This is a genomic window from Flavobacterium sp. HTF, from assembly GCF_003105115.1.
In the GTDB taxonomy this organism is placed as follows: domain Bacteria; phylum Bacteroidota; class Bacteroidia; order Flavobacteriales; family Flavobacteriaceae; genus Flavobacterium.
Genome location: NZ_QETH01000104.1, coordinates 1 through 13,742 on the forward strand (window position 1 = coordinate 1; position 13,742 = coordinate 13,742).

16 protein-coding genes are annotated in these 13,742 nt (G+C 34.3%); 15 read left to right on the forward strand and 1 reads right to left on the reverse strand.

Translation table 11 applies throughout. From position 1 onward, the window contains the following. Positions 1-80 precede the first annotated feature (80 nt). The 15 genes from DCO46_RS19895 (at position 81) to DCO46_RS19965 (ending at position 13,252) form a co-directional block, all read left to right on the forward strand. Positions 81-998, forward strand: coding sequence for a DnaJ C-terminal domain-containing protein (locus DCO46_RS19895; RefSeq protein WP_116754232.1), 918 nt, complete (start codon positions 81-83; stop codon positions 996-998). Further along, complete coding sequence (locus DCO46_RS19900; RefSeq protein ID WP_116754233.1) at positions 991-1,296, forward strand: chaperone modulator CbpM; 306 nt, start codon at positions 991-993, stop codon at positions 1,294-1,296. Before DCO46_RS19895 ends, DCO46_RS19900 begins: the two co-directional genes overlap by 8 nt. Positions 1,297-1,461: 165 nt before the next feature. Further along, the gene (locus DCO46_RS19905; RefSeq protein WP_116754234.1) at positions 1,462-1,845 is read left to right on the forward strand and encodes a RidA family protein; all 384 of its coding nucleotides are present in this window, start codon (positions 1,462-1,464) and stop codon (positions 1,843-1,845) included. Between the two features lie 147 nt (positions 1,846-1,992). Beyond that, the gene (locus DCO46_RS19910; RefSeq protein ID WP_116754235.1) at positions 1,993-3,249 is read left to right on the forward strand and encodes a voltage-gated chloride channel family protein; all 1,257 of its coding nucleotides are present in this window, start codon (positions 1,993-1,995) and stop codon (positions 3,247-3,249) included. Between the two features lie 133 nt (positions 3,250-3,382). Then, on the forward strand, positions 3,383-4,387 hold the full coding sequence (locus DCO46_RS19915) for a DHH family phosphoesterase (protein ID WP_116754236.1): 1,005 nt from the start codon (positions 3,383-3,385) through the stop codon (positions 4,385-4,387). A 6-nt stretch (positions 4,388-4,393) separates the two neighbouring features. Further along, positions 4,394-5,059, forward strand: a complete 666-nt coding sequence (gene gldI, locus DCO46_RS19920; protein WP_116754237.1) for a gliding motility-associated peptidyl-prolyl isomerase GldI — start codon at positions 4,394-4,396, stop codon at positions 5,057-5,059. Between the two features lie 15 nt (positions 5,060-5,074). Next, complete coding sequence (locus DCO46_RS19925) at positions 5,075-6,148, forward strand: peptidylprolyl isomerase (RefSeq protein ID WP_116754238.1); 1,074 nt, start codon at positions 5,075-5,077, stop codon at positions 6,146-6,148. 26 nt (positions 6,149-6,174) lie between these two features. Continuing rightward, positions 6,175-7,302 (forward strand): peptidylprolyl isomerase, encoded by a 1,128-nt coding sequence (locus DCO46_RS19930; RefSeq protein ID WP_116754239.1) that lies wholly within the window; start codon positions 6,175-6,177, stop codon positions 7,300-7,302. Between the two features lie 213 nt (positions 7,303-7,515). Next, positions 7,516-8,412 carry an EamA family transporter gene (locus tag DCO46_RS19935; RefSeq protein WP_116754240.1) on the forward strand — a complete coding sequence of 299 codons (897 nt, stop codon included), beginning with the start codon at positions 7,516-7,518 and terminating at the stop codon, positions 8,410-8,412. 85 nt (positions 8,413-8,497) lie between these two features. After that, positions 8,498-8,854 carry a DoxX family membrane protein gene (locus DCO46_RS19940; protein WP_116754241.1) on the forward strand — a complete coding sequence of 119 codons (357 nt, stop codon included), beginning with the start codon at positions 8,498-8,500 and terminating at the stop codon, positions 8,852-8,854. A 30-nt stretch (positions 8,855-8,884) separates the two neighbouring features. Continuing rightward, positions 8,885-9,592, forward strand: a complete 708-nt coding sequence (aqpZ, locus tag DCO46_RS19945) for an aquaporin Z (protein ID WP_116754242.1) — start codon at positions 8,885-8,887, stop codon at positions 9,590-9,592. Positions 9,593-9,635: 43 nt separating this feature from the next. Further along, the gene (locus tag DCO46_RS19950; protein WP_116754243.1) at positions 9,636-9,875 is read left to right on the forward strand and encodes a GlsB/YeaQ/YmgE family stress response membrane protein; all 240 of its coding nucleotides are present in this window, start codon (positions 9,636-9,638) and stop codon (positions 9,873-9,875) included. Between the two features lie 180 nt (positions 9,876-10,055). Further along, the gene (locus DCO46_RS19955; RefSeq protein WP_116754244.1) at positions 10,056-10,883 is read left to right on the forward strand and encodes a sterol desaturase family protein; all 828 of its coding nucleotides are present in this window, start codon (positions 10,056-10,058) and stop codon (positions 10,881-10,883) included. Positions 10,884-11,004: 121 nt separating this feature from the next. After that, on the forward strand, positions 11,005-11,283 hold the full coding sequence (locus DCO46_RS19960; RefSeq protein WP_035684082.1) for a DUF2805 domain-containing protein: 279 nt from the start codon (positions 11,005-11,007) through the stop codon (positions 11,281-11,283). Between the two features lie 109 nt (positions 11,284-11,392). Then, positions 11,393-13,252: a peptidase M61 gene (locus tag DCO46_RS19965; RefSeq protein ID WP_116754245.1), complete on the forward strand. Its 1,860-nt coding sequence runs from the start codon at positions 11,393-11,395 to the stop codon at positions 13,250-13,252. 63 nt (positions 13,253-13,315) lie between these two features. Here DCO46_RS19965 and DCO46_RS19970 read toward each other — a convergent pair. Continuing rightward, on the reverse strand, positions 13,316-13,742 hold a 427-nt coding region (locus DCO46_RS19970), incomplete at its 5' end, for a hypothetical protein (protein WP_116754246.1).

Below are 13,742 nucleotides of genomic sequence, written 5' to 3' on the forward strand. Positions count from 1 at the left end.
AAAAAATATATGATTTTGAAAGTTAGGAACTTATTCTTAACTTCAATACTTTAATTTTTGATTATTAAAAAACTTGAAAAATGGATTATATCGACTACTATAAAACATTGGATCTCACAAAATCAGCTACTGAAGCTGATATCAAAAAAGCATATCGAAAAGCTGCCCGAAAATATCATCCCGACCTGAATCCGAATGATAAGGAAGCGGAAAAAAAATTCAAGGAAATCAACGAGGCTAATGAAGTTTTGAGCAATCCTGAAAATCGAAAAAAATACGACAAATACGGCAAGGACTGGAAACATGCCGACGAATTCGAAAAAGCAGGTTACAACCCAAATCAACAACAGGGCTCCCGACAACAGCAAAGCAATTATGACTATTCTGATTTTTCCGGTGGGGATTTCTCAGGTGGAGATTTTTCTGATTTCTTCAATTCGATGTATGGTTCGGCAAGAAGCGGCAGAACACAGTCTAAATACAGAGGCCAGGATTTCAATGCCGAATTGCAATTAGATCTTGCTTCTGCTTATACCACACACAAACAAAACCTGGCTGTTAATGGTAAAAATATCCGGATTACAATTCCAGCCGGAGTAGAAAACGGCCAGATTATAAAAATTGCAGGGCATGGCGGACCAGGTGCAAACGGAGGCCCAAATGGTGATTTATATATCACGTTTACTATTGAAAACAATTCCGATTTTAAACGGGAAGGCAATAATTTATATGCCGATGTCGATCTTGATTTGTATACCGCGATTTTGGGATGTGAAATCTTTGTTAACACTTTTGACGGAAAAGTAAAAATAAAAGTTCCGGAGGAAACTCAGGCAGGAACAAAAGTCAAACTAAAAGGAAAAGGTTTTCCCGTTTATAAAAAAGAGAACCAATTTGGGGATTTATATATTACTTACAAATTAAAAGTTCCGACGAAACTAACCCCGAAAGAAAAAGAATTATTTCAGGAATTATCTAAAATAAGAAATCATGAATAGCAAAAATTTAATCCGGATAAAACAATTTTGCGTTTATCACGAAATTGAAGATACCTTTATAATGGAGCTGAATAATTATGGATTAGTAGAAATCATTGTTCAGGAGGAAGACAAATATTTTCATTCTAAGCAATTGCCTGACATAGAAAAAATGATCCGTTTGCATTATGATCTGAAAATAAATATGGAAGGAATTGATGCTATCGCCCACTTATTGAATAAAATTGAAAATTTACAGCAAAACCTAATTACAGCTCAGAATAAGCTTCGCCTTTTTGAACACCAGCAAACGGAATAAGACTTCAAAATATGCTCTTTAAATATCACAAAAAATGTTGATTTTCGGAATGATTTCAAATAAATAAGGCACTTTTTCAGTTTCATATTTCATAAATTGCAACGGAATTAACTAACCAGAATATGTTTTAATTTCTAATAAAAACAATTCTAAAAACATAAAAAAATGAAAAGAGAAAACATCTTAACAGGCTCACCTTGGGAGGATAAAATGGGATATTGCCGTGCAGTGCGAATTGGAAATATCATTGAAGTTTCAGGAACTGTAGCAATTGTTGATGGCGAAAAAGTAAAAGCTGACGATGCTTACGCTCAAACTTATAACATTTTAGAACGTGTTGAAAAAGTGCTGCAGGATTTGAATGTTGGAATGAAAGACGTAATCAGAACCCGTATTTTTACAACTGATATCAATTCTTTTGAAGAAGTGGCCAGAGCGCATGCTTCTTTTTTTAAAGATGTTAAACCTACAACCGGTTTTTATGAAATCAGTAAACTAGTTGCTCCGGAATATCTGGTTGAAATTGAATTTACAGCTGTCATACAGTAAAAAAGTTGCCACAAATTACACGAATTAGCACTAATTATTTTTTTGCAACAGATTTAAAAATTATTTTTGGTGAGTATTAAAACTTCCTGGTTTTATGCCTTTTTAATTCGTGAAATTCGTGGCAAATAAAAAAATCAAATACACTTAATGACTTCTCAAAACCTGAAACAACTACTGCTTTCTATTCCTAAATGGATTCTTATTTGTGGTTTCATAGGTATTTTATCCGGCTCTGCATCGGCATTTTTTCTGGTTGCTTTAGAATGGGTTACACAATTCAGAATTCACCATGACTGGATTATCTGGCTTTTGCCAATTGGAGGATTTTTGGTTGGTTTAAGTTATTATAACTGGGGAGAATCGGTTGTAAAAGGCAATAATTTATTACTGGAAGAATACGAAAACCCGAAAAGAGAGATTCCTTTCAAAATGGCTCCTTTAGTTCTTTTGGGAACTTTGCTTACACATTTATTTGGAGGATCTGCTGGTCGTGAAGGCACGGCTGTACAAATGGGAGGTGCAATTGCTGATCAGTTTACAAAAATTTTCAAACTGGATAATTCTGAACGTAAAATTTTAATTATTCTTGGAATCAGTGCGGGTTTTGCATCCGTTTTTGGAACACCTTTGGCAGGTGCTATTTTTGCGTTGGAAATCTTGTACTTTAGTAAAATCAATTTTAAAAGTATTGTACTCTCTTTTTTGGTTGCTTACGTTGCTTATTTTACTGTTGAGTTTTGGGAAATTAAACATACCAATTACAGTATTCCTGTCGTTCCGGACCTAAATTTCCATAATTTACTTTATACCTTAATTATTGGTCTTTTGTCCGGTTTTGCCGCATTATTATTTGCAAGAAGCACTCATTTCTGGAGTTCGCTTTTTTCAAAAAATATCAAATATCCGCCACTACGTCCTTTTATAGGAGGTATTTTTTTAGCCCTTGCCATTGCTGGTTTAGGATTTACAAAATTTTCAGGACTCGGAGTTCCGGTTATTGTAGATTCATTTTCAAATGCAAATCCGTGGTATGATTTTTTGCTTAAAATTTTATTTACCGGATTCACTTTGGGAGCCGGTTTTAAAGGTGGTGAGGTAACACCGTTATTTTTTATCGGTGCCACTCTAGGAAGTGCTTTATCTGTAATAATTCCCATGCCAATAGCTCTTTTGGCAGGAATGGGTTTTGTTGCCGTTTTTTCGGGCGCAACCCACACTCCTGTTGCCTGCACTATAATGGGCTTGGAATTATTTGGAATTCAACCCGGAATTTTCATTGCCATTGCCTGTACAATAGCTTACTTTTCTTCGGGTTCTGTAGGTATTTATAAATCACAGATTGTCAGGGGTGCAAAATATAAATTCTACCAGAAACTAAGCAGGAAAGAGCTTGAACATTTATAAATCTAAATTTCAGGGCTTAAAATACTAATCTGAAAATCTGTAAATTACTCTTACATTTCTCAACTAACTTAAAAGTGTGTTAATCTCTAAAATGTTTTCAGCATTACATTAAAAAAATGTAAATTCGCAGACTATGAAAATACAAGATATTCAAGCGATACAATTGTTGCTTGCAACACCAAAAAAAATTGCGATAATTCCACACAGAGGCCCAGATGGTGATGCCATGGGATCAACTCTGGGATTATATCATTTTTTAATCAAAAATAATCATCAGGCAACGGTGATTGCTCCAAATGATTTTCCTGATTTCTTAGCCTGGCTACCGGGTTCAGAAACTGTAAAGGTATTTGAAAAAGATACTGAAAACTGCACTAAAATTTTAGAAGAAGCAGAGTTAATATTTACTCTTGACTTTAATGCTTTTCATCGTACAGGCGAAATGGAACATACTTTAGCCAGGCTAACTGCTCCATTTATTATGATTGATCATCATCAAAAACCAGATGATTATGCTGCATATATGTATTCTGACACTTCTTTTGGATCTACCTGCGAAATGCTTTATAATTTCATTTCATTTTTGGGCAAAAAAGAGGATTTAGATAAAACAATCGCCACTTGTATTTATACCGGAATATTGACAGATTCAGGTTCTTTCCGTTTCCCGGGAACAACAGGAAATACACACCGCATTATTGCTGAATTGATAGATTTGGGAGTAGAAAATACACAGATTCCTGTACTTTTATTTGATAATAGTTCTTACAGCCGTTTACAATTATTAGGTCGTGCCTTGCAAAATATGAAAGTATTTGAAGAACATAAAACTTCCTACACTACACTTACTCAGGCCGAACTGGATTCTTTTAACTATATAAAAGGAGATACTGAAGGAATTGTGAATTACGGATTAAGTATAAAAGGAATCAATTTTACTGCTATTTTTATAGAAAATAAAGACGAAAAAATAATCAAAATATCATTCCGCTCACAAGGAGGTTTTGATGTGAATCAGTTTGCCAGAGATCATTTTAATGGTGGCGGACATAGTAATGCAGCCGGCGGAAGATCTGAAGCTACTATGGAAGAAACCGTTAAAAAGTTTGAAGATTTAGTAACGAAACTAAAAATATAACCCCATATGAACTACTTAAAACTAAGCATTTATAGCCTGCTCTTTGCTGTTTTATTCGTAAGTTGTAAACAACATGAAGATGTCAGAATGCCTATTCACAGGTCTTCGGGTACTTTTATGAAAAAATCGGCTGACCGGAACAAAAAATTAGTCAGCAGTGAAGAAGATGTTATTAAAAATATCATCAAAAGCAATCCGAAAGTAAAATACTATGCTTCTCAAAAAGGGTATTGGTATGCCTATGAAGAGCAAAATCTGAACGATACTCTAAGACCTAAAAGAGGTGATATCGCTTATTATAATTTAGAAATAAAAGATATTAAAGGTAAAGTTATATATGCTGAAGCAGAACTTGGACCACAAACTTATCATGTTGACAAACAGGAAATCATGATGGGTTTACGCCACGGTATCAAACTGATGCATAAGAATGAAACTGTTACTTTCTTATTTCCATCGCACATTGCATATGGTTATCATGGAGACAACAAAAAGATAGGAACTAATGAACCTTTAATTTGTACCGTTACACTTCGTAATTTTGTTCCCGAAGAAGCTCCTAAAACCACTACACCCGGTACAAGCAGTCCAGGTACATCAAGTACACAAACACCTAAACCGGCAAATTCAAAACCGGCAGCCCAGACAAAAAAAGACACTTTAAACCCATAAAAACAACATTTTAAAATGAAAAAAAGTATTGCAATATTACTATTGACCGTTGTCTCGTTTTATTCTTGTAAAGACAAATACAGTAACTTACCAGATGGTTTATACGCCGAGATCGAAACTAATAAAGGAAGCATCATTGTTGAATTAGATTATAAAAAAGCACCGATAACAGTTGCCAATTTTGTGACTTTAGCGGAAGGTAAAAACGAATTTGTTACTGAAAGCCTAAGAAAAAAACCTTTTTTTGATGGTTTAAAATTTCACAGAGTTATTGAAGATTTCATGATTCAGACTGGTGACCCGCTTGGAACAGGTTCAGGTGACACAGGTTATAAATTTAAAGATGAATCTTCAGATTTAAAATTTGACAAAGGCGGTGTATTGGCAATGGCAAATAACGGTCCGGGCACAAACAGCAGCCAGTTTTTCATCACCCATGTTGAGACTCCGTGGTTAGACGGAAAACATACTATTTTTGGCCATGTGGTTGATAAAGGGATGGAAGTAGTTAATAAGGTAATCCAGGGTGATAATATTGTTTCTGTAACGATTATCAGAAATGGTGAAGCTGCTAAAAAGTTTGATGCTGTAAAAGTGTTTCACGATTATTTTTCGGATATCGCAAAAGAGCAAAGTAAATTTGCCGGTGTTCAAAAAGAAAAAGTAGATTCTTATGCTGCCCTAAAAGCAAAAGCAACCAAAACAAGTACTGGTTTGGGATATGTTATTACTGAAAAAGGTGCAGGCAAAAAACCGGCAACCGGAACACAGTTATACATTCATTACGCAGGATTTTTAGAAAACGGAACTTTGTTTGATACCAGTATTGAAGATGTTGCCAAAACTTTCGGGAAATTTGATCCTGCAAGAGCTGAAGCAAAAGCTTATCAGCCAATTCCTTTTCAGGCAGGTCGCAAAGACGGTATGATTCCCGGATTTATTGAAGGTATTGAGAAGCTTTCTTTTGGAGATAAAGCTGTTCTTTTTATTCCATCTCATTTAGCTTATGGAGCAACAGGAGCCGGAGATGTTATTCCGCCAAATGCGAATATCATTTTTGAAGTACAATTATTAGAAAAACCACAATAATTAATATAGACTTAATTCTAAATAAAATGAAATTTAGACATCTATTCTTATTCTGCCTGATAGCATTAAATATTCAGGCACAAACGACTAAAAAAGTTGCTGCGAAAAAACCGGCTGCAACAAAAACTATAGCTGCCAAAAACCCAAATGAAGGGATTTTTGCAACTATTTCTACAACTAAAGGTGATATCGTTTTGTCTTTAGAATATGAAAAAGCCCCTCTGACTGTGGCAAACTTTATCTCTTTGGCAGAAGGCAAGAATCCAAATGTAAAAGTGGAAAGACTAAAAGGAAAACCATTTTATGACGGATTAAAATTTCATAGGGTTATCAATGATTTCATGATTCAGGGAGGTGATCCGGATGGAAATGGTTCAGGAGGCCCGGGATATTCTTTTAAGGATGAATTTGTACCGGAATTAAAGTTTGAAAAAGGTGGTGTTTTGGCAATGGCTAATTCAGGACCTGCTACAAACGGAAGTCAGTTTTTTATCACGCATAAAGATACTCCGTGGTTAAATGGTAAACACACTATTTTTGGACATGTGGTTTCAGGAATGGACAATGTAAATAAAATTGTTCAGGACGATGTAATGACCAAAATCACCATTACGCGTAAAGGTGCAGCTGCCAAGAAATTTGACGCTTTAAAAGTTATTGCAGACGATGCAAAAAAAGAAGAAGCTAAAAAAGCAGAAAGCCAAAAAGTAATTACTGCTAAAGCGGCTTATTTTGCAAGTGCCAAAGCTGAAGCGACAACAACAGCTTCCGGTTTAAAATATAAAATCACACAAAAAGGATCTGGTGTAAAACCTGCTGAAGGAACTACTTTCTTTTTTCATTATGCAGGTTATTTTGAAGACGGAAAACTTTTTGACAGCAGTATGGCCGAAGTAGCAAAAGCTTACGGTAAATACGATGCGAACAGAGATTCTCAAAAAGGATATCAGGCATTTCCTTTTGTTGCCGGTAAAAAAGACGGAATGATTCCGGGATTTATAGAAGCATTGGACATGATGACTGACGGTGATAAAGCAATTTTCTTTCTTCCTTCTAATTTAGCGTATGGAGAAAAAGGTGCCGGAGGAGTTATTCCCCCAAATTCAACTTTAATTTTTGAAATTGAAACCTATAAAAACCAGCCTGTTAAATAATTCTTTCAGATCGTTTTTATTCAATACAAGTAAGCCATCAAAATTCATTTTTTGATGGCTTTTTTTATTTTTTATTTCTGTCAAATATGCAATTTACATAACAAATACACCCTTATCATTAGAGCAATTACAAGCTTTATGCGATTTTTATATTAAATCCTAAACAAAATAACTTACCTTTGCCGGCTTGAATTTTTTAAACCAATAAGTAGAATGTCACAAAATAATGTATTAAAAGGAGTGTTTTTAGTTGCTTTAGGAGCTACAACTTACGGAATGTTAGCCACTTTTGTAAAAATGGCCTATTCTGAAGGATATACAACCGCTGAAGTTACAACCTCTCAATTTGTACTTGGTATTATTGGTATTTTATTGATTAATGCTTTTCAGAAAATAAAACATAAAAATACTGCTGTAAAAGCAACTTCCAAAAACATTTTTAGTTTAATGACGGCCGGAACTTCGTTAGGAATGACAAGTTTATTCTATTACCTGGCGGTAAAATTTATTCCTGTATCTATTGGAATCGTTTTGCTGATGCAGACAGTCTGGATGGGTGTTTTACTTGAAATGATTTTAGAAAAAAAATTACCTTCAAAACAAAAAGTTATTGCTGTATTTATTGTTCTGACAGGAACAGTACTTGCAACCAACATTATCAATAATGATATAAAACTTGACTGGAGAGGACTCGCTTGGGGACTTATGGCTGCCGCTTCCTTTACAACAACAATGTTTACTGCCAATCGTGTGGCTACCGAAATCTCGTCAGCACAACGTAGTTTATACATGCTTTTGGGCGGTGCGGTAATTGTATTTTCGTTTGCTTTCTTTACGCAGGTTACCCCTTTTAACCTTACCATTTTTATAAAATGGGGAATTATTTTATCCTTATTCGGAACTATCATTCCGCCTATGCTGATGAATGCAGGATTTCCTTTAACCGGTATTGGATTAGGAAGTATCGTTTCTGCTCTTGAACTTCCGGTTTCAGTAATGATGGCATATGTTTTATTGAATGAACAAGTTATTTTTATTCAATGGGTTGGAATTGTATTGATTATTTTGGCAATCATTATTATGAACGTCAATTTCAAACGAAAAAAGTAACGATTTCATATCGTTCAAAAAAAAGCTTCGATAACGTTATAACTGTTACTATTTTTCATAATTTCGTGATAAAAAATACGTAATTATGAATTTACCCTGGCATTTATATTTAATGGCTTTTCTTTATATAATTGCCGGAATCAACCATTTTAAGAATCCGGGAATGTACATCAGAATCATTCCTCCGTTTTTTCCTAATCCCAAACTGCTAAACAGCCTAAGCGGAGTGGCCGAAATTATTTTGGGCATACTACTTACTCTCCCCTTCTCCACTCATATAGCAGCATGGGGGATTATTGCATTATTAATCGCTGTTTTTCCTGCGAACATTTATATGTTTTGTAAGAAAAAAGGTAAATTTTCTTTGTTTAAATTAATTTTATTAATACGTTTGCCCTTACAAATTGTATTGATTTTTTGGGCATATCAATATACCCGTTAACAATCAACTATTAATTAAAACTATTTTACCATGAAAAAATTATTTGCTGAGTTCTTCGGAACTTACTGGCTGGTTTTTGGAGGTTGTGGAAGTGCTATTTTCGCAGCCGCTTATCCCCAGTTAGGAATTGGATTTGCAGGTGTTGCTCTAGCATTTGGTTTGACGGTTCTCACAATGGCATATGCCGTGGGGCACATATCGGGAGGACATTTTAATCCGGCCGTTTCATTTGGATTATGGGCTGGCGGAAGGTTTCCTGCCAAAGATCTTATCCCTTATATTATTGCTCAATGTATAGGAGCAATTGCCGCTGCCGGAACTTTATTTACCATTGCATCCGGAAAAGCTGGTTTTGTAATTGATAATACCAGAGCGGGAGCTTTTGCCACAAATGGATTTGGTGCATTTTCTCCTGATGGATATTCAATGCTGTCTTGTCTGATAGCTGAGTTTGTACTGACATTATTCTTTTTATTGATAATTTTAGGAGCTACCGACAAATTTGCAAGTACACCATTCTGTGGAGTTGCAATTGGTTTGGCCTTAACATTGATTCACCTGATCAGCATCCCGATTACAAATACTTCTGTAAATCCTGCAAGATCATTATCTCAGGCTGTTTTTACCGGTGGAGAACCATTATCCCAGGTTTGGTTATTTTGGGCAGCTCCAATATTGGGCGCTATTGTGGCTGGCTTTATTTATAAAACATTATTACAAAATCACGCAGAAGCGTAAAATTTTATATCAGAATAATTAATAACCATTAACACATATATCTATGGGATTTTTGTATTTTTTACTTATTGGAGCAATTTCAGGATGGCTGGCAGGCCAATTATGGAAAGGCGGAGGATTTGGCATTATAGGTAATATCATTGTTGGTATTATTGGTGGATTTTTTGGCGGCTGGCTGGCAGCTAAATTTGGTATTGGCGGAGGCGGATTGCTTTGGCAGATTATTATAGCCGCTGGAGGTGCATGGATTTTATTATTTCTTATCAGTCTCATAAGAAAATAAAAATTTAGATATTCATCAAAATCTTCTGAAGAGAAAAGTGGAATTACAATTTCGCTTTTCTCTTTTTATTTTTTTAGATATTCACATGATCTGGTTATTGTTAAATAACAACATTTTTAATAATCTGTATTCGTTGTGTTCATTAAATTATTTAAATTTGGAGTAATACACTATAATATCATGGATGAAATAATTGCATATTTTAGTACAATACCTTCTTCACACCGAAGTCTGATTCTTGTTGGAGGAATAACCTTTTTCTGGCTAATTGAAAATACATTTCCATTGTTTCAGATGAAATACAAGAAATGGGGGCACGCGGGGATCAATTTTTTCTTCACATTAACTACCATTATTGTCAATTTCATTCTGGCATTTATTTTAATAAAAACTGCCGGATGGACCACTAAAAATCAATTTGGAATTCTGAATTGGCTGCCCGAAATCCCGGTATGGTTATATACCATTATTGGATTACTCCTGCTGGATCTAATTGGTGCTTATCTGGCTCATTTAGTAGAGCATAAAGTAAAATTCCTATGGCGTTTTCATATTATTCATCACACAGATACCTGGATAGATACAACAAGTGCCAACAGGCATCATCCCGGTGAGAGCGTAATACGCTTTGCGTTTACAACTCTTGGGGTTTTAGTGATCGGAAGCCCAATGTGGATGGTTTTCCTATATCAGTCTTTGTCTGTTGTTGCGTCTCAGTTTAATCATGCCAATATTTCGCTGCCAGATAAGCTGGATGTATTCCTCAGTTATTTTATCGTTTCACCAAACATGCATAAGGTTCACCATCATTATGTCCTTCCTTACACAGACAGTAATTATGGTAATATTTTTTCAGTATGGGACCGTCTTTTTGGCACTTTTACAACACTGCCCAAAGAAGAGTTAATTTATGGCGTTGATACTCATATGTTGCCAGAAGAAAACAATAAATTAAAGAATTTGCTAAATATTCCGTTTCAAAAATCACGATCTGCAAAAAACAGTTAAAATCGCTAAAAAAAATATCTATGAGCGCACCAACTAATTATTTTTTTTATTAATATTGATATATAAATTGAAAATCAATCTATTAATCATTAACACCTATTTTTGAATTAATTTTCACGAGATGAAAAAGAGTAACCGCAAAGAATTGAATTGGGAACAAACGGAAAAACTTGTTTCTCTGGCTTTAGAAGAAAGAAATCCATTTGAAATTATAAAAAAAGAATTTGGATTGGCAGAAAAAGAAGTATTGGAAATTTTGAAGAAGAAAATGCCACTTGAAAAATTTGAAATGTGGAAAAAGAAAGCTCTTGCAAACAAACCAAAACCAAAACCAGTTAAAATTGATGATTTTGATGAAGATTTGGATGGGAAATATTATATAAAAAACAAATTAGACTAAAATAAAACTCCTGAAATTCAGGAGTTTTTTTTATTTTTATAAGTTTTGTAACAATTCTGTAACTTTTTTAAACTTTGCGTGTCATATACGAATAACTAAATATAAACAAATGAAAAAAATAATTTACACTTTAGCACTTGCTGTAACATTCTGGAGCTGTAAAACGGGAACTACTTCCGGAGCTGCAAAAAACAAGACTGTAGATGTTAATATTAATCTTATCGATGTAAAAGATGATAAAGTCCTGGTAACTGTAACTCCTCCGGCTATAAAAACTGACGAAGTTATTTATAGTATTCCTAAAACTGTACCCGGAACTTATTCTACGGATAATTACGGTAAATACTCTGATGATTTTAAAGCGTATGATGCTAAAGGAAATGCATTGGCTGTAAAAAGAATTGACGATAATTCATGGTCGATTTCGAATGCCAAAACATTACAAAAAGTAACTTATTTAGTTGGAGATACATTTGACACGGAAAAAGGAACAGGTTTTGGTAATGATGACGTTTTTTCACCGGCAGGTACAAATATCAATGCAGGAGTTAACTTCATGGTAAATACTCATGGTTTTGTGGGTTATTTTCAGGATAAACTGGACACTCCTTATAAAGTGACCATTACACATCCTGAAACATTATGGGGTGCCACTTCTATGACAGATGAAGATGCAAGCAAAACAAGCGATGTTTTTACAACGCCACGTTATGCAGTATTAGTTGAAAACCCAATTATGTATTCTAAACCGGATTACACAACATTTAACGTAAACGGTATGGATATTCTGATTGCTGTTTATTCTCCTAACGGAAAATTTACTGCAGAAAGCATTACGCCGGAAATGAAAACAATGATGACGGCACAGAAAAACTTTTTAGGAAAAGTAAATGCTACTAAAAAATATACTGTACTGTTGTATTTATCAAGCATGGCAAAAGACGATGCACACGGTTTTGGAGCTTTGGAGCACCCAACAGCAACAACAGTTGTGTTACCGGAATCTATGCCAAAGGAAAAACTGGTTGAATCTATGAAAGACGTTGTTTCTCATGAGTTTTTCCATATCGTAACTCCTTTAACGGTTCACTCAAAAGAAATTCAGTATTTTGATTACAATGCACCAAAAATGTCTGAGCATTTATGGATGTACGAAGGGGTAACGGAATACTTTGCAAACCTTTTCCAAATCAATCAGGGATTGATTAATGAAGGTGAATTCTACACCCGTATTGCTGATAAAATTGAGCAGTCTAAAAGCTTAAATGATACAATGTCATTTACTGTAATGAGTGCAAATGTTTTGGAGCAGCCGTATAAAGACCAATACCTGAATGTATATCAAAAAGGAGCTTTAATCGGAATGTGTATTGATATCATCATCAGAGAAAAAAGTAATGGTGAAAGAGGAATTTTGGATTTGATGCATAAATTATCAAACGAATATGGTATTGAAAAACCATTTAATGACAATGAACTTTTTGCTAAAATCACAGAACTGACTTATCCTGAAGTTGGAGAATTCTTAAAAACGTATGTTCAGGGAACTACTCCGATTCCTTATGATGTTTATCTTGCTAAAGTTGGGGTAACTAAAGCAACGGAGAAAAAACCAGGTTCTGTGTTTTTAAAAGGGCAAACTCCATACATCAGAGTAGATAAACAAACAAAAGAAATCCTTGTTCGTTCTGATATTGATCAAAATGACTTTTTTAAGAATTTAAAGTTAAAAGGTGATGATATTATCGTATCTGTAAACAGCAAACCATATTCACTTGACAACATTTACGATTTAATTACAGAAAGCGAAAACTGGAAAGAAAATGATGCTATCACGCTTAAAATAAAACGTGCCGGTAAAGAAGAAACAATTAAAGGAACGGTTAAATTACCTTACGAAGAAACTGAAACTTTTAAAGCTACGGATGCTTCAAAAGAAAAGCTTAGAAATGCATGGTTAAAAGGATAATTTCTTTTGATCTCTAAAATAAAAAACCGACAAGTGATTGTCGGTTTTTTTTATATTGTATTTTTATTTCTTAGCCGGAAACTTCCAGTCAAACTCGTCTTTATCGTTGATGATTGCTCCAATTTCAAACTTTACCACCTCATCAAATTCTGTCTGAAGAATAAACCAATTGTCTTCATTGAAATAATTTTCAAAAGTATCAAAAGTCTCCTGATTGTATTTTGTGATTCCTTTTGCAGCAAAATCTTTCTTTACATCAGCAATTTTTCTATCAATTAATTTGAATCCAAAAACTTCTAAATCACTACTTGAAGCTACTAAATAACCTAATTTCAAGTCTTCTTCCTGATAAAAAGTCAATCTGATTTTGTGAGCATTATAAACAAAAATAACATTATCATCTTCGTCTTTATAGTTCTTATCAGGTTTTCCCAAGGCAGCGGTTACATCATTTTGCTTCATTCCGAAAAGCAATTTATCAATTCCTGAG

Excerpts from the sequence above, each read along its gene's own strand:
- DCO46_RS19900 (WP_116754233.1), top strand. The coding sequence starts at position 991 with ATGAATAGCAAAAATTTAATCCGGATAAAACAATTTTGCGTTTATCAC.
- aqpZ (WP_116754242.1), top strand. The coding sequence starts at position 8,885 with ATGAAAAAATTATTTGCTGAGTTCTTCGGAACTTACTGGCTGGTTTTT.
- DCO46_RS19950 (WP_116754243.1), top strand. The coding sequence starts at position 9,636 with ATGGGATTTTTGTATTTTTTACTTATTGGAGCAATTTCAGGATGGCTG.
- DCO46_RS19925 (WP_116754238.1), top strand. The coding sequence starts at position 5,075 with ATGAAAAAAAGTATTGCAATATTACTATTGACCGTTGTCTCGTTTTAT.
- DCO46_RS19910 (WP_116754235.1), top strand. The coding sequence starts at position 1,993 with ATGACTTCTCAAAACCTGAAACAACTACTGCTTTCTATTCCTAAATGG.
- gldI (WP_116754237.1), top strand. The coding sequence starts at position 4,394 with ATGAACTACTTAAAACTAAGCATTTATAGCCTGCTCTTTGCTGTTTTA.
- DCO46_RS19895 (WP_116754232.1), top strand. The coding sequence starts at position 81 with ATGGATTATATCGACTACTATAAAACATTGGATCTCACAAAATCAGCT.
- DCO46_RS19955 (WP_116754244.1), top strand. The coding sequence starts at position 10,056 with ATGGATGAAATAATTGCATATTTTAGTACAATACCTTCTTCACACCGA.
- DCO46_RS19935 (WP_116754240.1), top strand. The coding sequence starts at position 7,516 with ATGTCACAAAATAATGTATTAAAAGGAGTGTTTTTAGTTGCTTTAGGA.
- DCO46_RS19960 (WP_035684082.1), top strand. The coding sequence starts at position 11,005 with ATGAAAAAGAGTAACCGCAAAGAATTGAATTGGGAACAAACGGAAAAA.
- DCO46_RS19905 (WP_116754234.1), top strand. The coding sequence starts at position 1,462 with ATGAAAAGAGAAAACATCTTAACAGGCTCACCTTGGGAGGATAAAATG.
- DCO46_RS19915 (WP_116754236.1), top strand. The coding sequence starts at position 3,383 with ATGAAAATACAAGATATTCAAGCGATACAATTGTTGCTTGCAACACCA.
- DCO46_RS19930 (WP_116754239.1), top strand. The coding sequence starts at position 6,175 with ATGAAATTTAGACATCTATTCTTATTCTGCCTGATAGCATTAAATATT.
- DCO46_RS19965 (WP_116754245.1), top strand. The coding sequence starts at position 11,393 with ATGAAAAAAATAATTTACACTTTAGCACTTGCTGTAACATTCTGGAGC.
- DCO46_RS19940 (WP_116754241.1), top strand. The coding sequence starts at position 8,498 with ATGAATTTACCCTGGCATTTATATTTAATGGCTTTTCTTTATATAATT.